The organism is Nocardia suismassiliense (assembly GCF_900269665.1).
GTDB lineage: Bacteria > Actinomycetota > Actinomycetes > Mycobacteriales > Mycobacteriaceae > Nocardia > Nocardia suismassiliense.
In genome coordinates this window covers 7,629,193-7,653,715 of record NZ_LT985361.1, presented here as the reverse complement: position 1 = coordinate 7,653,715, position 24,523 = coordinate 7,629,193, and the positions used below count along the sequence as shown (strand labels likewise).

Genomic DNA, 24,523 nt, shown 5'->3' with positions numbered 1-24,523 from the left:
GCAGATACCCGGCGGCGGCGTCTCGAAACAACCGCGGGGGCGACGGAGGCGAACGGCGTCGATGGTTGGGGGCGCGGAATCAGCCCCCTACTGGAACAGCTTGAGCAGGTTGACGATCAGGCGGTAAACGCCGTAGCTGAAGGGCGCGGCGACCCACAGCCAGGCGAAGACCAGCAGCGGAATACGCCGCGGCGCAGTGGTTTCGGCGGTGCCGGGTTCGGTCATGCCGGGCTCCCCTCGGTGCGGACGACCGGTGTCGCGACCGGCCGGTGATGTTTCGCCGCGACCGGGCGAATCAGCTCGTTGGCGACGAAGCCGGCACAGAGCAGCGCGATCATCACGGCGAACGAGGCGCCGTACAGTTCCGGTCCGGACTTTCCCTGCCCCGCACCGGAATCCGCGATGGCGTTGACGATCAACGGCCCGGCCACACCGGCCACCGACCATGCCGTCAGCACCCGGCCATGGATCGCGCCGACCTGGTAGGTCCCGAACAGGTCCTTGAGATACGCCGGGATGGTCGCGAATCCACCGCCGTAGAAGGACAGAATCACCATCGCGCCGAGAATGAACAGCGCCTTGTTGGCCTGCCCGGCCGACCACACCACCGCGTAGGCGAGCGCACCGACACCCAGGTAGACCCGGTACACGTTCTTGCGCCCGATCAGGTCGGACAGCGACGACCAGCCGATCCGTCCCGCCATATTGGCCGCGGACAGCACCGCGACGAAGCCCGCGGCGGCGGCCGCCGTCACGGGGGTCGCGGTCTGTGCGAAGAAGTCGATCACCATCGGCGCCGCCTTCTCCAGGATGCCGATGCCCGCGGTCACGTTGCAGCACAAGACGATCCACAGCAGCCAGAACTGTGGCGTGCGGATCGCGTCGTTGGCCGCGACGTCGTGCAGGCTGATCAGCTTGGCCGGTTTCTCCTGCGGCACCCAGCCTGCCGGACGCCACCCCGGCGGCGGTACCCGCACGAGCAGCACGCCCACCGACATGAACACCGCGTAGGTCAGGCCCATGACCAGAAAGGTCTGCGCGATGCCGACGTTGTCCCGGCCGAAGGTGGTGAGCAGCTGGGTCGTCCACGGTGACGCGATCAGCGCCCCGCCGCCGAAGCCCATGATCGCGAAGCCGGTGGCCATGCCCGGTCGATCGGGAAACCAGCGGATCAGCGTGGAGACGGGGGAGATGTAACCGATGCCGAGCCCGATCCCGCCGACGAACCCGTAGCCGAACACGATGAGCCAGTAGGCATTCGCGAACGCGCCGAGGGCCGAGATGAGCAGGCCGGAGCAGAAACAGAGCAGCGAGACGGTCATCGCCCAGCGCGGGCCCCGGCGTTCGACGAGTGTGCCGCCGAAGGCCGCGGACAGTCCGAGCATGACGATGGCGATCTGGAAGGGCAGCGCGCTGCCGGTCCCCGAGATGTGCATCGACTTTTCCAGCGGCGGCTTGAATACGCTCCACGCGTAGGCCTGTCCGATGGCGAGGTGAATGGACAGCGCGGCGGGCGGAACCAGCCAGCGGCTCCACCCCGGTGGCGCGATGACGCGGGAATATCCGGTGGTACCGGCGGTGGCAACTGCGGTCATGCGGCGATCTCCACTCTCACTGTGTGGCGATCATAGGACCGGGACTGCCGCCTGACCGCGGTTCTGTGACAATAACTTTCACTCACCGCTGCCGGATTGCCAACGATGCGGCGGAACTCGGGTGCTACCTGCGGCAACGTGCCCGCCCAGCGTGGTTTGCCGGGCGGGCACGGTCCGCTGAGCGGATCAGGCGCCCGCGGTCACCGGGTAATGGTCGGACAGGTTGGTGTAGGTGTAGCTCTTGCCCTGGCTGGTGACCGTCCACGCGGGAGCGGACTCCTTGACGACGTGGTTCTGCCAGTTCGCCGGCTTGGCATGACCCTTGCGGTGCAGGACGTAGTCGAGATCCTCCCGCGGATCGTTCGGGTAGCGGTCGGCGGCGATCGAGTTCTCCTTGGTGTCGAAGGAGAACGGGTGGCCGGTGCGCGCGGTCGCGGGCTCGAGCCGGGCGTCGGCCAGCATCGACGCGTATTCGGCGCTGTGCGAGTCCACATTCAGATCGCCGGCCAGCAGCACCTGCTCGGTCGCGGGAATCTTCTTCGCGGTGAGGAACGCGTCGATCTCCTTGAACTGCAAGGCACGATCCTTCGCGGCCTCACCGTCCGAGCAGCCGGGGTCGGTCGATTGGCTGTGCGTGCCGACCACATGCACCTTGCTGCCGTTGACCGAGAGCACCGCGTAGGCGATCCCCTTGTTGGCCCACCAGTCGGCGCCGCAGGCATTGGCGAAGATGAACTGCTCCTGGCGGATGATGGGCCACTTGCTGAGGATGGTGACGCCGCCGTCCTCCGGCGTGCCCGCGCTGTACTTGCCGCCGGTGGCGTCCCAGCCCTCCTTCGCGCGGCCGACAACCGGTGTCTGGTGCGGGTATTCGGCCTTGGCTTTGGCCTTCAACGCGTCGGAGGCCTCGTTGTCGAACATCTCCTGCAGGACGACCACGTCGTTGCCCTTGAAGAAGTCGGTCTTCGGAATCTCTGCCGCGCGGTGGTCCTGGCCCCAGTTGGGAAACAGGTTCTTGCTCATCAGGAAGGTGTTGTAGGTCAGCACCCGGAGCTCCGGGGTCGCTGCGGAAGCCTGCGGGGCATTCACCATGAGGGTGGTGGCGAGTGCTGCGATGATGCTGAGCCGGGTGGGCTGGGATAGCGGCATGGCACGTCCTCGGATCTCGTAGAACCTGGATATGGCAGAACTGATCGGACCAGGCGTGGATGACGCGCTCGTGACGTTTCCATGATCATCCGTGCGCTCCCGGACGTCGGATCGATGGCAGACTCGGCGAATCAGCTTGGCCCGAAGGGTTTCTCGGAGGTGGTTGCCGGACGTCAGCGCGGACGAACGTGGGAATAGGCCGCTCGCGCCGTGCCGTTCGCGGCGTCGACGGTGTAGGCGTCGAGGGTGACCGCGTTGCGGCGGATCTTCGCGATCATGAAGCCGAGGCTCGAAAAGTCCTGCCAGAAAGCCTTATTGGTGACGGCTGACGAGCCGTCGCCCTGCTTGGCGGAGGCGCCGCAGACGATCTGCTGGGTGCCGCGGGACGCACCGGCGGTATCCAGGATCTGCGAGGTGTGGTCGTGCCCCGACAGGATGTAGTCCGCCCTGCCGCAGACGACCTCTTCGAACAGTTCCTTCAGATGCCGGCCGCTCATGTAGTCGCCGGTGGTGACGCCGTCGTAAGCGCCTGCGTTGCCGTGCTTTCCGTTGTTGCGGTAGGGGTGGTGGGTCAGCACGATCTTCCACGTCGCGCGGGACGTGTTCAGTGCGCGTTCCAGCCACTGGCGCTGCGCGCGCATGTACGGGCCGTTCCACTGGTAGTGCGGATCGGTCTGCAGCACCGTGGAGGAGACGGGAACGGTGTCCAGCGCGAAGAATTCGACCAGCGGATCCGGCCCGGCGGGCAGCGCCACCTGGTAATACCGGGACGGCATGTACCAGCGGGCCGAGCGCTGGTGGTAGGCGACCTCGTGGTCACCCTTGCTCGGATTCCCGCCGCTGCCCGCGAAGATGCCGCTGCAATCGTGATTGCCGAGCACCATCAACCAGGGCACGTCGATGCCCGCGTTGGGTTGTTCGAACTTCGTCGAGAACTCGTCGTCGTCCGGGCTTTCCGCACCGTCCTCGTAGATGTTGTCGCCCAGCCCGACCGCCAGCGACACCCCCTCCGCCTGGCAGATCCGCTTCGCCGCGGCGGCCACCGCGTACTGCCCGGCCTCGCCGGTCCCCGCGTCACCGGTGATCAGCACGTTGATGTCCGGGCCGGTCGGCATCGGAAACTTGCTGTCCGCGTTGGCGATACCGGGCAGCACCAGGCTGCCGGCCAGCACACTCGCGCCGACGAGCAGCCCGCGCCTGGAAATACACAGTTGGTTGTTTCGGTCGTCCACTTACTGCCTCCCTGAGTGCGACAGATTGAAGTGACAACGTTTAACTGGGTCGGGCGAACTGTGCGCGGTAAGCATGGGACGAATCCCCATCATTCGGGCAAACAGGAGGTGGTGCCCCGATCGGACTCGGCAGCGGAGGCGCGAATACTCCCGCGCCTGGCGCGGTCGGCTACCGGATGCTTCGATCAAGACCATGACGGACAACATCGATCCATCGCGCACGGTGACCGCCAGCCGCGACATCGCGGCCGCCTCGGCACAGGTCTTCGAACTGATCGCCGACCCGGCACAGCAGCCGCGCTGGGACGGCAACGAAAACCTCGCGACCGCCGCCGCCGACCAGCGGGTCCGCGCGGTAGACGACGTGTTCGTCATGACGCTCACCACCGGCGCCGACCGGCACAACCACATCGTGGAGTTCGAAGAAGGCCGCCGCATCGCCTGGCTCCCCTCCGAACCCGGCCAGCAGCCCCCCGGCCACCTCTGGCGCTGGGAACTCGACCCCATCGACGAGACCCACACCCGAGTCACCCACACCTACGACTGGTCCCAGCTCACCGATGAGAAGCGCCTCGTCCGCGCCCGCGCCACCACCTCCGACAAACTCCAAGCCTCCCTCGACCGGCTCGCCGAAGTCGCCGAGGGGCACTGAGTTCGTTCAGGCAAGGAGTGTCATGCCGTCCGGCGCACCAGCCTCGCCTGCTCCAGCGTGGCCAGAAGTTGTTGCGCGGCAACTTTGCTGAGTCCAGGAGAGACGCGGAGTAGATCGCTGGTGTCGAACGAATTACCGGTCGGCAGTGCGGCGATCCACAGCAGCCCGGGCAGCAGGTCACGGCTGACCCGGGTGTGCGCGGTATGAGTCTCCCGAAAGCCGTAAGCGGTCACGGTAATCCGCGCGCCATCGTCATCGAGCGCATCGATCCCGAAGCCGCACTGTCCTGCTCGGACAAAGGTCGTCGCCGGGTCCACCGGACGGTCGGTGACAGGAGCGCGGACGAGATCGTGGGGGTCGAGCCGGTGTACGGCATCGACTATGCCTTGGAGATCGTCCCGCAGCTCCGCGGTGGCGTCGGTGAAGGCGTACATCGACCCACGCCAGTACTCGTCACGCAGCAGCTCGCTCTTCAAGGCGGACAGCAGGAATTCGATCCGCAGGGGGGTGAGCAGCGCCAGGTGCAGCGAGATCGAGTCCTTGGCGGAGCTGGTCTCATGCCAGTAGCCACGGGGAATGTGCAGTATCGCGCCGGGTTCCAGGACATGCTCGGTCACGCCCTCGGGTATTTCGGTGGGCGGCAGCGCCGATGCGTAGTTGCGCAGCGGCGGGGATACCGATTCGAGTGTGGTCCAACCATCCAGTGGGGCGGGGGCGAACGCGTTCGGGGCGATCCGCCAGGTCTTGCGACCGGTGAGCCGGATGGTGATCACATCTATCGCGTCGAAATGCGCCCTGGTGCCGCCGCCGGCCCGGCTGCAGAACAGCTGGCATTTGACCGCGCCGGGTGCCAGGCGGAACGCTTCGGCAGTTTCGCGGACGAACGGCGCGAAATCGGGAATCGCCCGGTACAGCAGGGTCGTGCCCGCCGCATAGAAGCGATCGGCCGACGCGGCCTCGATGGGTGCGGAGGTGAGCCTGCCATCCAGGTCGTGGAACCAGGCGTCGACGGTCGCGCCGGGCTGGGCGAAGACATCCTCGATCGAGTTGATACCCAGCGCATTTCGGACCCGCTCGACCAGTTCTGGTCGCGGCGGGCCCGCAAAGGGTCGCTGGCTCAGTACCGAACGACCGAACTCGGCGAGGGAGTACGGGGCGAACCAGTCCGCGAGATCGAGCAGGCGCGGGTTATTCATGGACAGCCCACCGCTCGAGCGGGTCATGCCTGCTATCGGTTGCCGCGGTGGACTCCTGGTTGCCGCCTGCCCACCGGTCGAGGGGGTTGTTGGACCATCGCTGGAGCGGCTCGAGCTTTGCCGTGAAACTGAACAAGCCTTCCTCGACCGAGATCGTCAGTGGTCCGATGGTGCCGGGTTCGCCGGCGCCGGCTTCGGGTGTTGCATCGGCATAGGCGGGTGGGGGAGCTGGATTGTCGATCACGGGAAACTCCTTGCGGCTCTCTGTGATCGACGATCCTTCCGGTGGATCCGGCTGGGGTATATCGACTGGTTCGTTGACCGGACCACGTGTCGGTGCAAGGGGCCTGGCCCATCCCAGACAACTGGGGCCTTGCTCAAAATTGTTGACAGACAGCATGATTGATTCGGTCATGCGGAACCGTCATGCGGTGGCGTCGACCTGTCGGAACAAACCGGCCCGGTCACAACCGGAGCCGGGAAGACCTGCATTTCACGAGATATGCGGGTAGGTCTGGACGGAAGGCATTGTTATGAAACACATCGGCAGAGTATTGACAATGACCGGCGCGGTTCTTGTCTTGGTTCTCGGTACGGCAGGTACTGCTCAGGCCGCGACCGGCGACTTCATCTACACGAGTCCGGGTGGTACGCAGCAGCGACTGACGGATCCGGAAGACGGCAAGTGCTACCGCATCGTTGGTGTCGACTACACCGAAAACGCCACCGACCGTGCTGCGGAAACGTTTCGGAACAGCGATTGCAGTGGAACGTTCGGGGAGCTCTTTCCGCCCGGGACCCGCGAATACCGTTCGGACTTCCAGTCGGTGCGATTCGGCCGTCCGATCTGATTCGGCCGACTCGTGGGCGGCCCCGTTGACCTAAGGGACGTCTTCGTCGGGGGTATTGCCTGCCGCCCAGATGCCACGGACGTGGCCGATGTGTTTGCGGAGGAATTGTTCGAGGTCCTCGGCGCGGCCCTGCTCGATGAGGTCGATGATCGTGTGATGTTCCTGGGCTGATTTGTCGAGCTCGCCGCGCTCGACGAGCGCGGCGAGACCGAACAGGCGGGTTTGGGCGCGTAGGTCGCCGACGATCTGGGACAGGCGCGGGTTGTGGCAGTAGTCGAGCAGCATCAGGTGGAATTGCCGGTCGGCGTCGACGTATTCGACGAGATCGCCGCGTTTGGCCGCGTCGACGATCTTGTCGGCCTGCACCCGCAGACCCGGGATATCCGACTCGGGAATGGTGCCGACGATCGCGCGCACACTCGGCGGTTCCAGCAGCATCCGGATCTTGGCGATCGAATCGAGGTCGGCGTCGGAGATCTCGGTGACCCGGAAACCCTTGTTCGGCACCGAGATCACCAAACCCTGCTTGACCAGATCCAGCATGGCCTCGCGCACCGGCGTTGGGGAGACCCCGAAGCGCTCCGACAGCCACGGCGCCGAGTAGAGCACGCCGGGCTCGAGCTCACCGGAGATGATCGCGGCACGCAGCGCGTCGGACACGTGATCGCGCAGCGTGGGCCGCTTGGGTATAACCAGCCGTTCGATCATCACTGCGCTCCGGGTTTCTCCTGTGTGCGAGCACCACTTCTATCAGATTAGAGAGCTGTCGCCGCTGTTCAGCTTCGAGTGCCGGTAGCTGAAGGCGAGGTATACCCCCAGGCCGAGCAGCAGCCAGAGCACGAACCGGAGCCAGGTGACCCAGGTGAGGTGACTGATCAGCCAGATGGAGAAGACTATCCCGATCAGCGGCACCACCGGCACCCACGGGGTCCGGAACGCGCGCTCGACCTCCGGCCGGGTCCGGCGCGGCCGCATGACGCCGAGCGCCACCACGATGAACGCCATCAGGATGCCGACATTGGTCAGCTCGGCGGCCTCCCGGATCGGCAGGAAGCCGGCGATCAGCGCCGACACGATGCCGACCGGCCAGATCACCCTGGTCGGCACCTTGCGGACCGGGCTGGACTTGCCGAAGTAGGACGGCAGCAGCCCGTCGCGGCTCATCGCGAAACCGACCCGGGTCACCGCGAGCATGTTGGCGAACGCCGAGGTGGTGACGCCGACCACCGCGCCGACCGCGATGACCAGGCCGAGGATGCCCATGCCCACCGAATCGAAGGCGCTGGCGAACGGCGAGGAGACGTTGATGTCGGTGTAGTTGACCATGCCGACGATGACGAGACAGACCAGCAGATAGACCAGCGACGCGATGCCGAGGCTGATCATGATCGCCTTGGGCATCAGCTTCTTACCGTCCTTGGACTCCTCCGCGGCCGCGCTCATCGCGTCGTAGCCGTAGACCGCGAAGAAGGCCAGCGCCGCACCGGAGACCGCGCCGCCGACGCCGAACGGGAAGAACGGCTGGTAGTTGCCCGCCTTGATGTGGAATGCACCCGCGACGACCACGATCGCGACGATCAGCATCTTCAAGACGACGAGACCCGTTTGCACCCGGGCGGATTCGCGAGTGCCCCGGGAGAGCAGGAAGGCCAGGAGCAGGCACAGCAGGACCGCGAAGAGATCGACCCGGTGCCCGTCCCCGGTGCCCGGCGCGCCGAGCGCCCAGGTGGGCAGGTCGAAGCCGAGATAGTGGGTGATGTAGTTGAGATACCCGGACACCGCGATGGCCACGACGGACACGATGGCGGTGTACTCCAGCAGTAGATCCCAGCCGATCATGAAGCCGATGATCTCGCCGAGCGCGACGTAGGAGTAGGTGTACGCCGAGCCCGCGCGCGGGACCATGCCCGCGAATTCGGCGTAACAGAGCCCCGCCGCCCCCGAAGCGATGATCGCGATGGCGAACGAGATCAGCACCGCCGGTCCCGCCACCTCGTTGGCCACCACCCCGGCCAGCGAGAACACGCCCGCGCCGACCAGTCCGCCGAGGCTCAGCGCGACCAGTTGCCACAGCCCCATGCTCTTGGTGAAATCGCCGGTGTCGGCGACGACCACCGGCATTCGCCGCATGACTCCGCCCTTGGTGAGCGGCGGGCGGGCAGGTTTGGTGACGACAGTCTTCATTGACTCGGCCTTTCAGGGTGGAGCAGTGGAGCGGGTGGTTAGAAGACGAAGCCCTCGGGAAAGGGGTCGGTGGGGTCGAGCAGGTAGTTCGCTGTCCCGGTGAGCCAGGCTCGACCGGTGATGGTGGGCACGATCGCGGGGCGGTCGCCGACCGTGGTGGTCTCGACGGCGCGGGCGTAGAAGGTGGTGCCGATGAACGAATCGTTCTGCAGCACTTGATCATCGGTGAGGAAGCCGCGGGCGTGCTGGCGAGCCAGCAGCGCGGAGGTGCCGGTGCCGCAGGGGGAGCGGTCGAACCAGCCGGGATGGATGGCCATCGCGTGGCGAGTGTGCGCGGGCTCGGACGCCGGGTCGAGGAACAGCACGTGTTTGCAGCCGGCGATCCGCTCGTCCGCGAGATGCACCGGACGCTGGGACTCGTTGATGGCCGCCATGATTCGCAGGCCGGCGTCGAGGATGCGGTCCTTGTGCGCGCGGTCGAACGGTAGTCCGAGCTTGCCGAGATCGGTGATGGCGTAGAAGTTGCCGCCGTAGGCCATGTCGTAGCGGACCCGTCCGAGACCGGGCACCTCGACCTCGTTGTCGAGGCTGTCGCAGTAGGCGGGCACGTTGCGCAGGGTGACCGAATCCGCGTGGCCGCCGCTGACCGCGACCGAGGCGACGACGCGTCCGGCCGGAGTGTCGAGCCGGATCTCGGTGACCGGCTCGGTGACCGGGACCATGCCCGCCTCCACCAATGCCGTTGCGACGCCGATGGTGCCGTGCCCGCACATCGGCAGGAGGCCGCTGACCTCGATGAACAGCACGCCGTAGTGGCCGTCGTCGGTGGTGGCCGGTTGCAGGATGGCGCCGCTCATCGAGGCGTGCCCGCGCGGCTCGTTGACCAGCAACTTGCGCAGGCCGTCCAGGTGCTCGGCGAAGTACACGCGGCGCGCCGCCATGGTGTCGCCGGGGATGGTGCCGACGCCGCCGGTGATCACCCGGGTCGGCATGCCCTCGGTGTGCGTGTCGATCGCGGAAATGATGGTGTTGCTGCGCATTTCAGGACTTCCCTCTGTCTAAGTGCGGCGTTCGTGGGCACTGCGGAGTTGCGCCGGCTGCCGCCTCCTGGCCTGAACCTGGTGTCGCGTCCGAGTCGAGTTCGGCGAGTTCGCGTAATCGCACGGGCGCGGCGAGCGGTCGCCAGGCCGCGCCGGCTGCCGCGAGACCTGTTGTCGCCGTGACTTGGTCGGCGTAAGGCTGGTCGCGTAACGCCTCGATGTTCGCCGCGCACATCCGTCCTTGGCACGGGCCGAGTCCGGCGCGGGTGGCCAGCTTGGCGGTGCGATAGCCGACGCCTGCCGCGCTGGACCACGCGGTGGTCAGTTCGCCGCAGGTGGTGCCCTCACACCGGCAGATGACGGTGTCGGGCCGGGTCCAGGTGAGCACGCCGGGCCGGATCGGGTGCGCGGCCGCGAGGCGGGTCACGAATTGCCCGGCCGTGCGGTGCCGCGCCAGCAGCGCACGGTCCGCGGTGCCGCCCGCCGCGGCCAGGCCGGCGACGGTCCCTTCGACAGCGGCAACCTGAGAGCCGCCGATGCCGGTGATTTCGCCTGCGGCCCAGACGCATTCGGTGCTGGTCTGCTGTGTGTCGTCGACGTAGACGAAGCCGTTCTCGGTCAGTCGCGCGCCCGCGGCGACCGCGAGCTCGTGCTGCGGCGTGAAACCATGCGAGAACGCGACCGCGTCCACCGCAACGGTGCGGCGGCTACCCGGGATCGGCGTCCAATTCGCGTCGAGCCGGGCCACGGTGGCCTCTTCCACTCGGCCGTCGCCCGCCACCGCGACCACAGCCTGCGCGGTGCGCAACGGAATCCGATGCCGCACACCGCATGCCATGTACTCGAACAGTTCCAGGGCCTTACCCGTGCTGTGCCGCAGCTGCCAAGGACGGGCGGCCCAGTGTCGCAAGATCGTGCGGCCCGGGTTGGCTTCCAGCACCGCCCGCACCTCGGCGCCGTTCTCGGCCAGCGACTGTGCGACCGGAAGCAGGAACGGGCCGGTGCCGGAGACCAACACGGACCGGCCGACCAAGAGGCGCTGGGTCTTCGCGAGCGTCTGTGCGGCACCGGCGGTGTAGACCCCGGGCAGGTCCCAGCCCGGGAACGGGCACACCCGGTCGTAGGCGCCGGTGGCGAGCACCAGCGCGTCGCCACGGACAACGCGGTGCACCCGCCGGTCGCCCTCCGCGCCGATCAGCAATCGCACTGCGGGACAACCGCCTTCGAGGTGGCGCTCGATCTGATAGACGGCCGCCAAAGGAAGGTACTCGCAGCGCGGATGCTCGATCAGCAGGCGTGCGCGACGTGCGGCCGCCGCGTATCCGTGTCCGATGTCGAGCGGTTGCCGGATGCCGTACGCGGCCGGGATGCGCCGGTTGTACTGGCCACCCAAGGCCTCGTTCGAGTCGATCAGGGTTACCGTCGCGCCGTGCCGCAGCGCGGATTCGGCGGCCGCGGTGCCTGCGGGGCCACCGCCGATCACCACCACATGTCTGGTCACTGAGCGTTTCCTGTCAGTCGAGACTGGGTGGTGACGACGTCGCCATCCCGGGCGGGACGCCGGCACAGACGAACATCCGGCACACCGTTGACGGTGGCGACGCAGTCGAAACACACACCGATGCCGCAGAACACACCACGCGGGCCGCCGGTGGGGGTGGTGCGCCAGTGCGTGCGTCCGGCGGCCAGCAGCACCGTGGCTAGGGTCTGACCGTGCACGCCGGGCACCGGGGTGTCGTCGACGGTGACTGTCAGCGGACGATCGGCGCGGCCGAGAGGATCGGCGTCCGGTCGAATCAGATGCTGGCTCATCGGGATACCTGCTCCCTCGGTGCGGTGATGACGGCAGGCCGGTCGACGGCGAAGGCCGCGAGGTCGACCTCGCCGGGGAGACCCGCCAGGGCGGCGGAAATCAGTTGGGCGGTACCGACCGAGAGGCCGATGCCCGCGCCCTCATGTCCGGTCGCATGCCATAGGCCAGGGAGGCGCGGATCCGGGCCGATGACCGGGAGGTGGTCGTCCACGTAAGGACGGAAACCGCCGTACGCCCGCATGATCGCGACGTCGGCCAGGATGGGATACAGCCGCAACGCTTTCCGCGCGATGGCGGCCAGGCTGTCGGGGCGCAGCCGGTCGTCGAAACCGCACTGGCGGCGCGACGAGCCGAGCAGCAGCGGGCCACCCCTGGTCGATTCGACAACGGCCGACGATTGCAGGGCGGCGTCCGAACTACCCACGGCACCTACATAATCCGCGTCATAGACCTTGTGGAACACCGTCGGCGGCATCGGCGAGGTGATGAGCACGTCACCTCGGCGGGGCTTGATCGCGATCGGTGCGCCGAGCAGCTCGGACACCATGCCGGACCATGGGCCTGCCGCGTTGATCACGATGTCGGCGTGCCGCGGACCCTGGGTGGTTGCTACGCCGATCAGTCGACCGTCGCGAAGCAGCGGAGTGGTGACCTCACAGCGGGTCTCGACGATCGCGCCTGCCGCGATCGCCGCGCCGAGCAGTGCGGTCGCGGCACCGGCCGGTTGTACCTGTGCGTCCTCGGGGTAATACACGGCAGCACACACGTCGCGGGTGAGCGCGGGCTCGGCCGCGGCCAGCTGCGCCGCGTCCAGGTGCTCGCACTGCACCCCGGCACCGCGCTGGCGTTGGGCGAACGCGGTCAGCGCCGTGGCACCCGCGGCTGTGGTGGCAACGACGATGCCGCCCTTGGGTTCCCATTCGACGGCCGCCGCGTCGTGCGGTAGCCGGTCGGCGATCCGCGCGAGAACGGTAGGCCACAGTCGCCGGGACAGTTGGGCGAGCGCCAGTTCGGGTCCCGGTCCCTTGTCCGAGACGAGCACGTTGCCTTCGCCGTGCGCGGTGGTGCCCGAGGCGACCCCGCCCCGCTCGCAGACGCGGACCGAGGCACCGGCGAGGGTGAGCTGGTCCGCGAGCGCGCACCCGATCATGCCGCCGCCGATGATCAGGACGTCTGTTCCCCGCAGGGGAGTGGCGCGGGGCGGGGCTGCCGTCATTGTGCGCGTGCTCCGTTCACCGAGCGCGGCACGGAAAGCGGGTTGTCCGTGCGCAATTCGAGCGGCAGCAGATCCTCGGGCACCGACTGGTAGGTCACCGGCCGGAGGAAACGGGAGATCGCCGCGGTACCCACCGAGGTCGCCGTCGGTGCCGTCGTCGCCGGATAGGGTCCGCCGTGTTGCTGCGCGTAGGTCACCGAGAGTCCGGTGGGCCAGCTGTTCCACAGCACCCGCCCGGCTGCCCCGACCGCGGCGGCGGTGAGTGCGCGGGTGGTGTCGTCGACCTGGTCGCCGAAGATGGAGACGGTCAGCTGTCCGTCCACCGAGCGAGCCAGTTCGAGCAGTTCGGCGGTGTCCCGATAGCTGACGAGCAGCGTTGCCGGGCCGAACATCTCGTGCATCAGCGCATCGCGGTCGGCGAGCACCGTGCGTGCGGTGGTGGCGAGCAGCAGTGCCTCGCCGGGCCCGCCACCGGCGAGCAGTTCCACGTTCGGGTGCGCGCGGACCTGCGCGACGGCACGCGTGAAGCCCGCGGCGATGTCCTCGTTGAGCATGTCGCCGGTCGGCACCGGGTTGCTCCGGATCAGCGCGGCCAGCTCACTAAAAACTGGTGCCTCCGCAGGGATTGCCACCAGTCCGGGCTTGGTGCAGAGCTGCCCCGCGCTGGCGCTCACTGCGGTCAGCAGTCCCGCCGCGATCTCCGTCGCCCGCGTCCGCGCGGCCGCCTCGGTGACGAAGACCGGGTTGATGGAGCCGAGTTCGCCGTAGAAAGGGATCGGCACCGGACGGCGGGACGCCAGGTCGTACAGCGCCCGTCCGCCCGCGGTGGAGCCGGTGAACGCCGCGGCGGCAATCGCGGGGTGGGTCAGCGCCTGCACTCCGGCGTCCCGGCCGAAAACGAGTCCGAATGTGCCACTCGGAGCGCCGTATTCGGCAAGCGCCGCTTCGACCAGGCGGCCGACCGCGCGGGAGAGCGCGGGATGGCCTGGACTGGCTTTGACGATCACCGGGCACCCCGCGGCGAGCGCAGACGCGGTGTCACCGCCCGCGACGGAGAAGGCGAACGGGAAGTTGCTCGCCGCGAAGTTGACCACCGGGCCCAGTGCGATATTCATTCGCCGCAGGTCCGGTCGCGGCGCACCCATAGGCCATTCGGCGTCCGCGGTGTCGATGCGCACGTCGAGGAAGTCGCCGTCGAGCACCAGCTGCGCGAACAGGCGCAGCTGGAAACTGGTGCGCCGCAGCTCACCGGTCAGCCTCGGTTCGGACAGGTGCGTCTCCCGCATCGCCAGCGGGATCAGCTCGGCGGCTTGTGCGTCGAGCTGGTCGGCGATGCCGCGCAACACTCCGGCCCGGTCAGTCAGCGTCATGGCCGCCCAGGGTCCCGCCGCCGCTGCTGCTGCGGTGGCAATGGCATCGACCTCGTCGGCCGTGGTGTCGCGAACGGATTCGACCGCGCTTTCGGTCATCGTTAGCTCCTCGTCTTTCGTCTGCACCCGATGATCTACCGACTGCTTACCGGTAACCCTTGGCGAGCACGTCACGGGTGTCCTCGGTGAGCTTCGCGATCAGCTCGGGCGCCAGCGGAACCCGCGGCGGGCGGCACTTGCCGCCTTGCCGCCCGGCCAGGTCCATCGACAGCTTGATCGCGTGCACGAATTGCGGCTTGGAGTCCCAGCGCAGCAGCTTGTGCAGTTCGCGGTACAGCGGGAGCGCCTTGTCCAGGTCCCGGCTGATCGCGGCGTTGTACAGCTCGACCGTGGCCCGCGGGATGGCGTTCGGGTAGCCCGCGACCCAGCCGACCGCGCCGGCGATGCCGAGTTCGAGCAGTACGTCATCGGAACCGACGAGCACATCGAGTTCGGGTGCGAGTTCCTTGATCTCGTAGAAGCGCCGCACGTCGCCGGTGAACTCCTTGACCGCGACGATCAGGCCCTCGCCGTGCAGTTCGGCGAGGATGTCGGGGGTCAGGTCGATGCGTGTGTCGAACGGGTTGTTGTACGCCACGATCGGCAGGCCGACCGCGGCCACCGTGCGGTAGTGATCAAGCACCGAGTCGCGCCCGCCGCGATAGGTGTTGGGCGGCAACAACATCACGGCATGTGCCCCGGCTTCGGCGGCCTGCTCGGCCCACTTGCGTGCTTGCAGCGCCCCGTAGGCGGCGATGCCCGGCATCACCGTGAAGCCGTCCGGTGCGGCCGCGATGGCCGTGGTCACCACCCTGGCCCGCTCCTCGTCGTCGAGGGTCTGGTACTCGCCGAGCGATCCGTTCGGGCTCACCCCGTGGCAGCCGTTGGCGGCCAGCCACTGCACGTGCTGAGCGTAGGCGTCGTAGTCGACCGAGTAGTCCTCAGCGAACGGCAGGGTCGTCGCGACCAGGATCCCGTGCCAGGGCTTGGTCGCGGCTGAGGTGATCGGTTCGGACATGGGAAGCCTCCATCTGCGCGAATGTCCGGGCCGGAGAACCAGACCGGATGTCATGTGACGTGTGACATTGCACAAGGTAACGGAGTGATGGTGGTCACGCAAGAGGTGGGGAGTGACTGGGGACACGGTGGCGGATATTGGGGAAGTTCTTGTAGCCCAGCTCCTTCCGTTCGCCGGTGGAACGACGGACGGTGCGGCTGATCGATTCGCGATCAGCCGCACCGTGTCTGTTTGTTCCAGCGCGCTCGATTACTTCGGCACGGGGGTGACGGCGATCGGCGGGATGGCGTCCACACAGGAGGTCGGGCCCGGGGTGCCGGTGCGGACGAAGCGGTTGACGATGCCGGTGATGCAGCCGGTGGGTTCGAGGTCGGGTACGTGACCGGTGTTGGGGACCGACAGGAAGGTCGCCTGCGGGAACCCGGCCGCTACGCGCCGGCCGTTCGCGTCGGGAGTGATGGCGTCGAGGTCGCCGGACAGCACCAGCACCGGAACGTTCGGCAGCGCTTCGCGGGCGTGCACCGGTTGCGGGCGAGTGAACGCGGGCCACCGGATGCAGGCGTCGCCGCCGTCGCGTTGTCCGGCGCTGAAGCCCGCGGCACTGAAGGCACCGACGCCGTCGGGGCCTGCCGCGGCGAGACCCTCGCGGTATTGCCGCTCACGCTCGGGCAGGGCCGACTCGCGTGACCAGAGGTTGGGGTAATCGTTGCAGGCGACGGTGAGGTAGAGATCGATGCTCTCGGCGGTCGGCTCGGCGGCGGCACGTTCGGCCCACTGTCGTAAGGCGGTGTCATCGCCGTTGGCCGCCGTGTGCAGCGCGGCGGGCAGCATGCCCAGCAGGGTTGGTTGCTGCGGATCGGCGCCGACACTGGTGGTCGCTACCTCGAAGGCGAGGGTGGCGAGCTTGCTTTCGCTGAGCTGCAACGGATTCGGGCCGGTGATCGACAAAGGAGTGGTGGCCAGTCGTTTGGCCACCGCGCACAGGTCGGCGACGGCGGTCGCGCCGTCACAGGCTCGGCTGCGGTCGCAGATGCGTTGTAGCGCAAGCGATACCGCTTCGGCGTTGGGCCGCGACAGGAGGTCGAAGTCGGGCGGGTAGGCACCGGACAGCACGATGGACTGCACATGGTCGGGGTGGCGTTCGGCATAGACCGGCATCAGGTAGGTGCCGTAGGAAATGCCGTACAGCACCAGCTTCGGGATGCCGAGCCGGGCTCGCACGGCGTCGAAGTCGTCGGCTGTCGCCGCCGAGGTGTATCCCGCCGCCCGCGCACCGAGCCGTTCGCCGCACGTCGCCACCGTCTGCTGCTGGTACTCGCGGGTGCCGAGCTCGTATCCGGCTTCGTCGGCGCCGCAGTCCACCGGGCTGGACAGGCCGGTGCCGCGCGGGTCGATGAGCAGCAGGTCGTGATCGTCGAGCAGCTGCGCGGCCAATTGGGTGGCCTGTTCGGCGTGCGAGATCAGCGGTACCCCGGGCCCACCGGGATTCGGGGTGACGGTGCCTGCGGCAGGCACGTCCAGGTTGCTGCGCCGGATCAACGCGTAACTCACTGCGACAGTGCCCAATTCGGGCCGATCCGCCACCAACGGCCGTGACTCCACGCCGCACTGGACCTGATGCCCCGGCACCGTCGGGCACCAGTCCGGACCGGGTGGCGGCGCACTGTCACTGCCGCATCCGGTGATCAGCGTCGCGGCGGCCAGCGCGGCCACCAAGCCCGCGAGCGACCGCATTCCCTTGCGCATCATCGAAATTCCCTTCGTTGCAACATCTCCCGTATTCAGCGGAGTCGAGAGGAATCCTGCGCGGCAGACGTCAACGCTCAGCGAGGCCCGCGACAAAATCACGTAAGAATCCGCCCGGCCCGAACGGCGCCGCACCCTCTCTGGATCCGCACCGACTTCGGGAGCCCGTAGGCAGTGCGGATCCCGAGAGAGGGTGCGGGAATTCTGGTCACTTGGCAGACGGGTGATGGCGGTCACGAAGGGGGTGCTGGGGGCGTTGGATTCGCTACTGGCCAGCAACAATGTCAGCGTGACCAGATCGAGCTCGCCAGTGGCTGCCGCGTCCGTGCTTGTTGTCGAGGACGATCCGCATGTGCGCAGCACGCTGGATCAGTTGCTGCGCTTCGAGGGGTACCGCGTTCATCTGGCTGCGGACGGGCAGCAAGCCTTGGAGGTGCTTGAGGAGATACAGCCGGATCTGGCTGTGGTCGATGTGGTGATGCCGCGGTTGGACGGGTTGTCGCTGTGCAGGTTGCTGCGCCGACGCGGGGACCGGCTGCCGATTCTGGTGCTCACCGCGCGGCATCAGGTCGGTGATCGGGTGGCGGGGCTGGACGCGGGAGCGGACGACTATCTGGCCAAACCGTTCGCGACCGATGAACTGCTGGCCAGGCTGCGGGCGCTGCTGCGGCGTAGCGCTCCGGACGAGGACGCGGCCGTGCTTTCGGTCGCCGATCTGACGTTGCATCCGGCGACGCGCGAAGTTTTTCGCGGGCAGCGGCCGATCGAGCTGACCAAGACCGAGTTCGACGTGCTCGAGCTGCTGCTGCGTAATGCGCGAATCGTGTTGTCCCGCAGTCGGATCTATGAGCACATCTGGGGTTTCGACTTCGACACCGAGTCCCGCTCGCTCGATGTGTACATCGGCTACCTGCGGCGCAAGACCGAGCAGAACGGCGAACCGCGGTTGATCCACACCGTCCGCAACGTCGGCTACGCCGTGCGGCCCGCCTGATGTTGCGCGCCAGGATCACCCTCGTCGTCATCGTGGCCGTGGTGGCCGCGATCGTCGTCACCCTAGCGACGTCCTACCGCGGGGTCTCCGAGCTGGTCGCCGCGCAGATCGACCGCAGCCTCAACGACCGCGCCGACGCCGTGCTCGCGGTGCTGCCCGCCGTGCTGCCCGAGCGGTCGGACACCATCGAGCAACTGCTGTCGGCCGACGGCGCCGCACACCCGCTGATACCGGGGCACGTATCGTTGCCGGTCGCCGAGGCCGACCGCGCGGTCGCCAGAACCGGCAGCGGCACCGCCGAATACAACATCGAGCTGGACGGAATGCCCTACGGCATCCTCACCAAGCCGCGCCCCGGCGGCGGCGCGGTGATGGTGGCGCAGCGGTACCAGGAACCCGAGCGCATCGACAACGAATTCCTCTGGCGCACAGGTGGTATCACCGCTATCGCGGTGGCGCTGTCGGCGCTGCTGAGCTGGCTGGCCATCGGCCGCATCCTGCGGCCGGTCCGGCGGCTGCTCGCCGCGACCGAGCAGATCAGCTCCACCCAGGACCTGTCGGTGCCGCTGCCGCCCACCGGCCGGGACGAAATCGGCAGGCTCACCGGATCTTTCGATACGATGCTCGGCGCGCTGCGCCGCTCCCGGGCCCAGCAGCAGCGGCTGGTCCAGGACGCCAGCCACGAGCTGCGGACCCCGCTCACCTCGATTCGCGGCAGCGCCGAACTGCTGCAACGGGCGCGTGGCCGACTCGACCACGACGATGAGACCAAGGTGCTCGGCACCCTGGTCGAGGAGTCCGCGGCGCTCGACGCATTGGTCGCCGAACTGGTCGAACTCGCCACTGATCAGCACACCGCCGAAGAACCCACCGAGGTCAACCTGCCCACACTGGCCGAGGACTGCGCGCAACGATTCCGGCATCGCAGCGGGCGCGCCATCACCGTCACGGCGGACGATCCCGGCCCCGTGCTGGCGCGGCCGCGGGCCCTGGCGCGGTGTGTGGACAACCTGCTCAGCAACGCGATCAAGTTCAGCCCACCGGACACCCCGGTCGAGGTGCAGATCCGGCACACCGAGTTGACGGTGCGCGACCACGGACCGGGCATCGCCCCGGACGACACCACCGCGATCTTCGATCGCTTCTATCGCGCCGCGAACACCCAGGGCACACCGGGTTCCGGGCTCGGTCTCGCCATTGTCGGAGACATCGTCGCCGCACACCACGGCACCGTCTTCGCCGAGCCGGGACCCGGCGCGCGCATCGGTTTCCGGCTGCCGCCGATCGGGCCGTCCAGCGCGCACCGTCGCCGTCGGGGTTGAGGGTCAGTCCTTGCGGCCGATGGCGCCGTAGATCACCAGCCGGGTGGCGGGCAGGCGGTCGTCGAGCCATTCCTGCACCGGCGCCACACCCGGTTCGATCAGCTCGAACCCGTCGAAGAACTTCGCGGTCTGCTCCCGGGATCGGTAGACGACCTGGGACGGCGTGGCGTTGGTGTCCTCCTGCGACTGGCCGATGAAGTCCGGATGGGTCTCGTTGGAGCCGTGGGTGATCGCGAGATAGCTGCCCGGCGCCATCACCTCACGGAACGCGGCGACGATCCCGGCCGGGTCCTCGTCGTCCATCACGTAATGCAGCACGCCGATGATCAGCACGGCGACCGGTTGGTCGAAGTCGATCCCGGCTTCGAGCCGCAGCCGGTCGATGATCGTCGCCGGTCTGCGAATGTCGGCCTGCAACGCCGTCACGCCGGGCGAATGGGCCAGCAGCGCGTCGCAATGCGCGTGCACGACCGGGTCGTTGTCGACGTAGGCCACCCGGATCGACGAGTCGATCTTGCCGGCCACCTCGTGCACGCTGGGGGAGGTCGGAATGCCCGCGCCGAGATCGATGAACTGGCGCACACCGGCGTCGGCGGCCAGCTCCACCGCCTTCACCAAGTACTGCCGGATGTACCGGGCCAGGGTTCTGGTGTCGGGGGCGATGGTGAGCATGCGTTCCGCGACCTCGCGGTCGACGTCGTAGTTGTCCTTGCCGCCGAGTAGGTAGTCATAGATCCGGGCCGAGCTCGGTACCTTCGGATTGAGTCCTGGTGCTCGATCTATGTCAGACAAGGTTTCCTCCCGATCCTCGACCATAATCGTAGCGATCAGCAGCACTGGATGGTGCGTCTGGACATGGTTCGACCGGCGTCGATGCGGGCCGGGTAGCGTGCTCGCGAATTACTCACTCGCCGTTAGTGTATTGGCTCGTGCCATCAGCTCGTCGGCCATCGGCCGTGATCGGCGGCCGAGACCGCAGGCGGTGGCTACGCCGTCGACCGGTCGGCCGAGGGCCTGCTCGATGAGCTGCAAGGTCTGCCGCTGCTGCGCCACGGTCGGCAGGTCGTGCACCAGGCCCGCATAGAAGGCCGTGCCCTCGCGCAGCGTCAGCTTGTCAAGGGGCGCATAGAATTTCGGCTCGGTGGACGGTGGTTTGTCGCCGGCCGCGAACGGTCCGTGGATGTATTCCAGGCGCCGGTCCGCCGGCCAATGCCGGACGACCGAATTGGCCAGATCGACCAGCGGTCGAGCGGTGCGCAGGGTCGCCCTGGCCTTGTTGTTCAGGCTGCCGAGGCACAGGTGTACGCCGATGCGGGTGCCCGGCGGGGCCGCCGCCGCCAATTCGGCGATGCCTCTGCCCAGGCCGAGTGCGCCGTTGACCAGCCGGTGCAGCGGCTGTGTCGCGGCCATCAGCACCAGCTCCGCGGTGGCTTCGAGCTGGATGACGACGTCGTCACCGGCGCGGATCGCCGCGATATCGCGCACCGTCGCGTCGGTGAAGGCCTTTTTGTTTCGCAGTAGTCCGGCAGCGCCCATCGCGATGAACGCCATGGTGAAATCGGTCGGCATCCCGATCTGTAGCGCCAGGCCGGGTAAATCCCGTGCCGCGCGCAGTGCGGCGAATATCGGTACGGCTTCCTCGGCCTCGCGGAGATATCCGAGATCCATCATGTCGCCGGTGAGCTTCTTGCCGCCCGCGGCGCGATAGATAGTGCGGTTCCGGCTGGTGGTCCACTGGCCGGGTTTCTTCGACTCCAAAGCGCCTTGCGTTACCAGATCTTCGATGATCGGGCGAATGTAGAACTCGTAGCGTCGCGTCTCGCCGGTGGGCAGTGTCCGTAGTCGTGGACCCGCGCTGTCGAGCATTGCTCTCATCGCTTCATCAGTGCTCTCAGCCGGAAAACTTCCTACGAAGTGCACTGCTCGCGTACCCATGGGGCGGATACTAGACCGACGGTTTGCTGTGCGCGCTGCTCGATACGAGTCGTTGCCCTTCCGTTACGACCTACGCTGGGACGGGTGCGCGGGCGATCCGCATTACCACATGATCGCTGCGAAACCCGCTGCCGGGGGCCATCATTCGCTGGGTGCCGGTGGACACGCTGACGGCCCGCGCTGCGGCGGCGGCTCGGTGGCGCGGTTTACCAAGTGGGGCAATGTATCTCCGTCGGTGTCGCCGACAGTGGGGGATCTGCCCCTAATCTCGGTGATAGGTATTGCGCATGGATCAGTTCGCGGGTTAGCCTCCGGGTTGATGACTCAACAATGGGTGCCACAATGGTTACCCTCGTGTATCTCCGAGGGGAGAGCGTCGCGTGCGGGCTTCGATCTGGTTATTTGTCGTATCAACAATCCTCTGTCTCACGCCGGGCATCGCCCGTGCTGATCACCCCGCGTTATCCGAAAGATGCACTGCGATTTCCTTTCCGGTGCCACCGATCGGAAATCTAGCCGCCGACTTGTGTATGCCGGCCACGCCGACGGACATCGTCATGGTGCTGATGCCGGGCTCCAATTACAACCACACCTACTGGGATTTCCCTTACGCCCCAGAGACTTATAACTTTCGGCGCGCGATGAATGCCGCGGGGTACGCGACACTGGTGGTCGATCGGTTCGGTAACGGAGACAGCACTCGGCCGCCGAGCGCGTCGCTGACCGCGACCGGTTCGGTGCAGGCCCTGCATCAGCTCGTCGGCGCGGTCCGGCAGGGGCTGCCCGGCGTGCAGCCGTTCCGGAAGGTCATCACCGGCGGGCATTCGCTCAGCTCCGGTATCGCGGTCATCGAGGCCAGCACCTACCACGACGTCGACGGTGTGCTGCTGACCGGGTTTTCGCACAGCCTGAACATGGCCGGAACGCTCAGCGTGGTCGGCACCTACTATCCAGCGGCGCAGGATCCGCGTTTTGCCGGGCAGGGGTATGACCCCGGCTATCTGACCACGCGGCCCGGCACGCGTGCCTTCGATTTCTACGGTGAGGGCAATTACGACCCCGCGGTGCTCGCGACCGACGAGGCGACCAAAGAAGTCTTCTCGCTGACCGAATATCCCGACGGCCTGACCTCCACCCTGCCGCCCACAACCAACTTCATCGACGTACCGGTGATGGTCGTCAACGGAAGTGCGGATCGGTTGTGCCTGAACACATGTGCAAACAACGCGGCCCTGGCCGCCGGTGAGGCGCCGTATTTCAGTCCCGCCGCCAAGTTGCGCACCTACGTGCTGCCCGGTAGCGGGCATTCGGTGAATATGGCCCGCAACACCGCCGAATATCAAGCAGCAGTCAAGGATTGGATGTCTTCGATGTTCAAGTGACGAGCTGGTCGGCCACGAACCGAGGGTGCGGGTTCGTGGCCGGCGGGCCGGGCAGCGCCGCTCACGCGCTGGGCTCGGCGCCCGATCCGTTGCCCGGCTCGATGCGCGGGTCCGCGAAAATCTGGATATCGGGTCCATAGGTGCTCACCCGAGCCGCCGCCGCATCGGTCACCCGCAGGGCGTACAGCCCGGCCTCGGGGTCCACGGGGACCAGACCGAAGGCGATATCGACGTCGTCGACGGTGAGCTTCAGCTCGCGCAGCGCGGCGGTCAGGGTCGCCTCCCGGAGGAGCCGAATGGTGAGCAACGGCATGCCCCTACGTTACGCGCGGGCCGTGGTTCGTTTCAGTTCCGCGAGGATCGCGGCCGCGTCGACGACGCCGTACCCGTAGTCGTAGTTGTAACCCCCGGCCTGCGCGGCGGCGGTCCGCTGCACCAGGGCCCGCAGCTGGGCGGGCGGCAACTCGGTCGCCGACCATTCGGTGCGGATGGCCGCGACCAGCCCCGCCGCGACCGGGCACGCCGCGGAGGTGCCGGTGTCCGGGTCGGTCGCGCCGAAGGCCGTCGACCCGAGGAAGTGGGTGTAGGCGCAGACATCGGGCTTGCGTGCGGTCAGGCGGCCCGGACCCTGGGACGAGTAGCCCACCCGCTGGCCGGTGGTGTCCACACCGCCGATGGACAGGACACTCGGATGCGAGTTGGCGCCGCCGATCGGCTTGTCCTTGTACGCGCAGCGGCCGTCCGGGCAGTCCCGCCCGCAATTGCCCGCGGCGAAAAGGATGTCGGCGCCCGCGGTTTCGAGCGAGCCGACGATCACGTTGAACGGGTGCGCCGGATTGTCGGAGTAGTTGCCCGGCTGCCCGACCGGAAAATCCCAGCTGGGGGAGAACGAACCCCAACTGTTGCTGATCACCAGGGCGCGCGATGCGGCAGGCTGATCGGTGAGCACCGTGCGCAGGTGGGCGTAGGCGGCCAGCGCGTCCGACAGCAGCCCCTCCATCACCGTGCCGCCCGGTCGCCTGCTGCGCAGCACCGGGATATCGATCAGCGCGGCCTTCGGTGCGCCGATCAGCGCGTCGAACGCGCACATCGTGCCGTGGTCGACGGGGAACTCGCCCGCAGTCCCACTGACCCCCGGCGGGTTCCAGCTCCGCGCCTTGTCGATCGTCACCGGCCCGCCGCGCACCTGCTTGACCCGGGCGGCATTGATGCCGGTGTCGACGATGGCCAGTGCCACCGACTTACCGTCCAAGCCAGCGGCCGTCAGATCGCCGTGGTGCAGCAGAGTTTCGACATCGTGCCAGTTGCCGACGGCGGGCGTGTCGCCACAGGTGAGATTGGTCTGAATGGCGGGATCGGCGAATACTCCGGTGACGCCGCGCGAGGCAGACAATTGCGACAAACTTTCCGCGAGGCTGTCGTCGTCGATAACGCCGCGCACCACCACCGACGCATTATCCGGTTGCAATGCATAACTCAACTGATCGGATTCGGTCACGGCGGCAACACTTTTCGGTATCGCCACGGGAGCGAAGGAATGATCGAGCTCGAGGCCGGGCAGATGCCCGGCGATGTCGGCGGAGGCGACCGGAACCGCGCGATCGGCCACTGCGGTAATCAGATCGACGGAAGGGCGAAGCTGAATAAGTACGCGCATGTCCGACATAATGCCGCCCTCCGGCCCGAAGTTCGCGTCGGCCACGCCACATACGGCCGAACTCGACACGACTGTCCGGGCCGCCACGGCGAGAACCGCAAGCTGCCAGCAATTTCGCCGAACAGGGTGTCA

24 protein-coding genes are annotated in these 24,523 nt (G+C 67.5%); 5 read left to right on the top strand and 19 right to left on the bottom strand.

Annotated elements, in window-relative coordinates:
- Positions 1 to 87: 87 nt before the first annotated feature.
- The 4 genes from DBO33_RS43680 to DBO33_RS34140 all read right to left on the bottom strand — a co-directional run bounded on the left by DBO33_RS43680 (position 88) and on the right by DBO33_RS34140 (position 3,976).
- Positions 88 to 225, bottom strand: coding sequence for an MFS transporter small subunit (locus DBO33_RS43680; protein ID WP_199856836.1), 138 nt, complete (start codon positions 223 to 225; stop codon positions 88 to 90).
- Positions 222 to 1,595, bottom strand: coding sequence for an L-lactate MFS transporter (locus DBO33_RS34150; protein WP_107658719.1), 1,374 nt, complete (start codon positions 1,593 to 1,595; stop codon positions 222 to 224). The genes DBO33_RS43680 and DBO33_RS34150 overlap by 4 nt, the downstream gene beginning before the upstream one ends.
- A 186-nt stretch (positions 1,596 to 1,781) precedes the next feature.
- A complete protein-coding gene (sph, locus tag DBO33_RS34145) occupies positions 1,782 to 2,744 on the bottom strand; it encodes a sphingomyelin phosphodiesterase (protein ID WP_107658718.1) in 963 nt (320 codons plus the stop codon).
- Between the two features lie 173 nt (positions 2,745 to 2,917).
- On the bottom strand, positions 2,918 to 3,976 hold the full coding sequence (locus DBO33_RS34140) for a metallophosphoesterase (RefSeq protein WP_234391198.1): 1,059 nt from the start codon (positions 3,974 to 3,976) through the stop codon (positions 2,918 to 2,920).
- A 193-nt stretch (positions 3,977 to 4,169) separates the two neighbouring features.
- On the opposite strand from DBO33_RS34140, the gene DBO33_RS34135 reads away from it, so the two are divergent.
- Positions 4,170 to 4,628, top strand: coding sequence for an SRPBCC family protein (locus DBO33_RS34135; RefSeq protein ID WP_107658717.1), 459 nt, complete (start codon positions 4,170 to 4,172; stop codon positions 4,626 to 4,628).
- A gap of 20 nt (positions 4,629 to 4,648) precedes the next feature.
- Here the strand turns inward: DBO33_RS34135 and DBO33_RS34130 are convergent, their stop codons facing one another.
- Together DBO33_RS34130 and DBO33_RS43230 are read right to left on the bottom strand one after the other, a co-directional pair.
- Entirely contained in the window at positions 4,649 to 5,824 is a 1,176-nt protein-coding gene (locus tag DBO33_RS34130) for a JmjC domain-containing protein (RefSeq protein WP_107658716.1), read from the bottom strand.
- Positions 5,817 to 6,239, bottom strand: a complete 423-nt coding sequence (locus DBO33_RS43230; RefSeq protein WP_159080663.1) for a hypothetical protein — start codon at positions 6,237 to 6,239, stop codon at positions 5,817 to 5,819. The genes DBO33_RS34130 and DBO33_RS43230 overlap by 8 nt, the downstream gene beginning before the upstream one ends.
- Before the next feature lie 145 nt (positions 6,240 to 6,384).
- Here DBO33_RS43230 and DBO33_RS34120 point away from each other — a divergent pair, with 145 nt between their 5' ends.
- The gene (locus DBO33_RS34120) at positions 6,385 to 6,675 is read left to right on the top strand and encodes a hypothetical protein (RefSeq protein WP_107658714.1); all 291 of its coding nucleotides are present in this window, start codon (positions 6,385 to 6,387) and stop codon (positions 6,673 to 6,675) included.
- Positions 6,676 to 6,705: 30 nt separating this feature from the next.
- Here the strand turns inward: DBO33_RS34120 and DBO33_RS34115 are convergent, their stop codons facing one another.
- The 9 genes from DBO33_RS34115 to DBO33_RS34075 all read right to left on the bottom strand — a co-directional run bounded on the left by DBO33_RS34115 (position 6,706) and on the right by DBO33_RS34075 (position 17,104).
- The gene (locus DBO33_RS34115) at positions 6,706 to 7,383 is read right to left on the bottom strand and encodes a GntR family transcriptional regulator (RefSeq protein ID WP_107658713.1); all 678 of its coding nucleotides are present in this window, start codon (positions 7,381 to 7,383) and stop codon (positions 6,706 to 6,708) included.
- Between the two features lie 42 nt (positions 7,384 to 7,425).
- The gene (locus tag DBO33_RS34110) at positions 7,426 to 8,859 is read right to left on the bottom strand and encodes an amino acid permease (protein ID WP_107658712.1); all 1,434 of its coding nucleotides are present in this window, start codon (positions 8,857 to 8,859) and stop codon (positions 7,426 to 7,428) included.
- 38 nt (positions 8,860 to 8,897) lie between these two features.
- A complete protein-coding gene (locus DBO33_RS34105; RefSeq protein ID WP_107658711.1) occupies positions 8,898 to 9,899 on the bottom strand; it encodes a proline racemase family protein in 1,002 nt (333 codons plus the stop codon).
- A gap of 1 nt (position 9,900) precedes the next feature.
- Positions 9,901 to 11,400 carry an FAD-dependent oxidoreductase gene (locus DBO33_RS34100; protein ID WP_107658710.1) on the bottom strand — a complete coding sequence of 500 codons (1,500 nt, stop codon included), beginning with the start codon at positions 11,398 to 11,400 and terminating at the stop codon, positions 9,901 to 9,903.
- Positions 11,397 to 11,711, bottom strand: coding sequence for a (2Fe-2S)-binding protein (locus DBO33_RS34095; RefSeq protein WP_107658709.1), 315 nt, complete (start codon positions 11,709 to 11,711; stop codon positions 11,397 to 11,399). The genes DBO33_RS34100 and DBO33_RS34095 overlap by 4 nt, the downstream gene beginning before the upstream one ends.
- Complete coding sequence (locus tag DBO33_RS34090; RefSeq protein ID WP_107658708.1) at positions 11,708 to 12,928, bottom strand: NAD(P)/FAD-dependent oxidoreductase; 1,221 nt, start codon at positions 12,926 to 12,928, stop codon at positions 11,708 to 11,710. The genes DBO33_RS34095 and DBO33_RS34090 overlap by 4 nt, the downstream gene beginning before the upstream one ends.
- A complete protein-coding gene (locus DBO33_RS34085; protein ID WP_107658707.1) occupies positions 12,925 to 14,397 on the bottom strand; it encodes an aldehyde dehydrogenase (NADP(+)) in 1,473 nt (490 codons plus the stop codon). The genes DBO33_RS34090 and DBO33_RS34085 overlap by 4 nt, the downstream gene beginning before the upstream one ends.
- Positions 14,398 to 14,443: 46 nt before the next feature.
- The gene (locus DBO33_RS34080; protein WP_107658706.1) at positions 14,444 to 15,355 is read right to left on the bottom strand and encodes a dihydrodipicolinate synthase family protein; all 912 of its coding nucleotides are present in this window, start codon (positions 15,353 to 15,355) and stop codon (positions 14,444 to 14,446) included.
- 249 nt (positions 15,356 to 15,604) lie between these two features.
- Positions 15,605 to 17,104 carry an alpha/beta fold hydrolase gene (locus DBO33_RS34075; protein ID WP_234391197.1) on the bottom strand — a complete coding sequence of 500 codons (1,500 nt, stop codon included), beginning with the start codon at positions 17,102 to 17,104 and terminating at the stop codon, positions 15,605 to 15,607.
- A 286-nt stretch (positions 17,105 to 17,390) separates the two neighbouring features.
- Between DBO33_RS34075 and DBO33_RS34070 the strand changes: the two genes are divergently transcribed.
- A complete protein-coding gene (locus DBO33_RS34070) occupies positions 17,391 to 18,095 on the top strand; it encodes a response regulator transcription factor (protein WP_234391196.1) in 705 nt (234 codons plus the stop codon).
- Positions 18,095 to 19,417, top strand: a complete 1,323-nt coding sequence (locus DBO33_RS34065) for a HAMP domain-containing sensor histidine kinase (RefSeq protein ID WP_107658703.1) — start codon at positions 18,095 to 18,097, stop codon at positions 19,415 to 19,417. Before DBO33_RS34070 ends, DBO33_RS34065 begins: the two co-directional genes overlap by 1 nt.
- Positions 19,418 to 19,420: 3 nt before the next feature.
- On the opposite strand, the gene DBO33_RS34060 is transcribed toward DBO33_RS34065, so the two are convergent.
- Entirely contained in the window at positions 19,421 to 20,209 is a 789-nt protein-coding gene (locus DBO33_RS34060) for an SAM-dependent methyltransferase (protein ID WP_234391195.1), read from the bottom strand.
- A 108-nt stretch (positions 20,210 to 20,317) separates the two neighbouring features.
- Complete coding sequence (locus DBO33_RS34055; RefSeq protein WP_234391194.1) at positions 20,318 to 21,292, bottom strand: hypothetical protein; 975 nt, start codon at positions 21,290 to 21,292, stop codon at positions 20,318 to 20,320.
- 617 nt (positions 21,293 to 21,909) lie between these two features.
- On the opposite strand from DBO33_RS34055, the gene DBO33_RS34050 reads away from it, so the two are divergent.
- Positions 21,910 to 22,734, top strand: a complete 825-nt coding sequence (locus DBO33_RS34050; protein WP_234391193.1) for an alpha/beta hydrolase — start codon at positions 21,910 to 21,912, stop codon at positions 22,732 to 22,734.
- 61 nt (positions 22,735 to 22,795) lie between these two features.
- Here DBO33_RS34050 and DBO33_RS34045 read toward each other — a convergent pair whose 3' ends face one another.
- The gene (locus tag DBO33_RS34045) at positions 22,796 to 23,047 is read right to left on the bottom strand and encodes a hypothetical protein (protein ID WP_107658700.1); all 252 of its coding nucleotides are present in this window, start codon (positions 23,045 to 23,047) and stop codon (positions 22,796 to 22,798) included.
- Positions 23,048 to 23,056: 9 nt separating this feature from the next.
- On the bottom strand, positions 23,057 to 24,391 hold the full coding sequence (locus DBO33_RS34040) for a S8 family serine peptidase (protein WP_107660831.1): 1,335 nt from the start codon (positions 24,389 to 24,391) through the stop codon (positions 23,057 to 23,059).
- Positions 24,392 to 24,523 lie beyond the last annotated feature (132 nt).

What these genes read in the sequence shown, in the direction of transcription:
- DBO33_RS34090 (WP_107658708.1), bottom strand. Translation starts at nt 12,928, where the DNA reads ATGACGGCAGCCCCGCCCCGCGCCACTCCCCTGCGGGGAACAGACGTC.
- DBO33_RS34085 (WP_107658707.1), bottom strand. Translation starts at nt 14,397, where the DNA reads ATGACCGAAAGCGCGGTCGAATCCGTTCGCGACACCACGGCCGACGAG.
- DBO33_RS34045 (WP_107658700.1), bottom strand. Translation starts at nt 23,047, where the DNA reads ATGCCGTTGCTCACCATTCGGCTCCTCCGGGAGGCGACCCTGACCGCC.
- sph (WP_107658718.1), bottom strand. Translation starts at nt 2,744, where the DNA reads ATGCCGCTATCCCAGCCCACCCGGCTCAGCATCATCGCAGCACTCGCC.
- DBO33_RS34105 (WP_107658711.1), bottom strand. Translation starts at nt 9,899, where the DNA reads ATGCGCAGCAACACCATCATTTCCGCGATCGACACGCACACCGAGGGC.
- DBO33_RS34135 (WP_107658717.1), top strand. Translation starts at nt 4,170, where the DNA reads ATGACGGACAACATCGATCCATCGCGCACGGTGACCGCCAGCCGCGAC.
- DBO33_RS34065 (WP_107658703.1), top strand. Translation starts at nt 18,095, where the DNA reads ATGTTGCGCGCCAGGATCACCCTCGTCGTCATCGTGGCCGTGGTGGCC.
- DBO33_RS34095 (WP_107658709.1), bottom strand. Translation starts at nt 11,711, where the DNA reads ATGAGCCAGCATCTGATTCGACCGGACGCCGATCCTCTCGGCCGCGCC.
- DBO33_RS34130 (WP_107658716.1), bottom strand. Translation starts at nt 5,824, where the DNA reads ATGAATAACCCGCGCCTGCTCGATCTCGCGGACTGGTTCGCCCCGTAC.
- DBO33_RS43680 (WP_199856836.1), bottom strand. Translation starts at nt 225, where the DNA reads ATGACCGAACCCGGCACCGCCGAAACCACTGCGCCGCGGCGTATTCCG.
- DBO33_RS34150 (WP_107658719.1), bottom strand. Translation starts at nt 1,595, where the DNA reads ATGACCGCAGTTGCCACCGCCGGTACCACCGGATATTCCCGCGTCATC.
- DBO33_RS34120 (WP_107658714.1), top strand. Translation starts at nt 6,385, where the DNA reads ATGACCGGCGCGGTTCTTGTCTTGGTTCTCGGTACGGCAGGTACTGCT.
- DBO33_RS34115 (WP_107658713.1), bottom strand. Translation starts at nt 7,383, where the DNA reads ATGATCGAACGGCTGGTTATACCCAAGCGGCCCACGCTGCGCGATCAC.
- DBO33_RS34075 (WP_234391197.1), bottom strand. Translation starts at nt 17,104, where the DNA reads ATGATGCGCAAGGGAATGCGGTCGCTCGCGGGCTTGGTGGCCGCGCTG.
- DBO33_RS34110 (WP_107658712.1), bottom strand. Translation starts at nt 8,859, where the DNA reads ATGAAGACTGTCGTCACCAAACCTGCCCGCCCGCCGCTCACCAAGGGC.
- DBO33_RS34050 (WP_234391193.1), top strand. Translation starts at nt 21,910, where the DNA reads ATGGTGCTGATGCCGGGCTCCAATTACAACCACACCTACTGGGATTTC.
- DBO33_RS34055 (WP_234391194.1), bottom strand. Translation starts at nt 21,292, where the DNA reads ATGAGAGCAATGCTCGACAGCGCGGGTCCACGACTACGGACACTGCCC.
- DBO33_RS34040 (WP_107660831.1), bottom strand. Translation starts at nt 24,391, where the DNA reads ATGCGCGTACTTATTCAGCTTCGCCCTTCCGTCGATCTGATTACCGCA.
- DBO33_RS43230 (WP_159080663.1), bottom strand. Translation starts at nt 6,239, where the DNA reads ATGACCGAATCAATCATGCTGTCTGTCAACAATTTTGAGCAAGGCCCC.
- DBO33_RS34080 (WP_107658706.1), bottom strand. Translation starts at nt 15,355, where the DNA reads ATGTCCGAACCGATCACCTCAGCCGCGACCAAGCCCTGGCACGGGATC.